This is a genomic window from Larkinella sp. C7 (assembly GCF_006149005.1).
Classification (GTDB): Bacteria; Bacteroidota; Bacteroidia; order Cytophagales; family Spirosomataceae; genus Larkinella.
Map to the genome: position 1 here is coordinate 1 of NZ_VBSL01000102.1, position 234 is coordinate 234.

Consider the following 234-nt stretch of genomic DNA (forward strand, 5'->3'; position numbering starts at 1 on the left):
CTGAGAGCGACGATAATGACAATAAGGCGGAAGAAGTCAAACACGTTGATAATCTAGAAGTTAAATTACTATCTAATCAGCAAATGACTCAGAATGAGAAGATTGAATTTGAGATTTCCTACGATGTCTTAGATGATACGGAGACCCATATCGTCTTTTCGTTAACAGATATTGACCGCAATATTTGGATTTATAATGATAATGCCCTGGACTATCCAACCCAAGGTAGTGGCC

Annotated in this window: 1 protein-coding gene; it reads left to right on the forward strand. The window is 38.0% G+C overall.

Annotated elements, in window-relative coordinates; genetic code table 11:
- Window positions 1–234, forward strand: a 234-nt coding sequence (locus FH871_RS34555; protein WP_212768334.1) for a hypothetical protein, incomplete at both ends; no start/stop codon positions are given.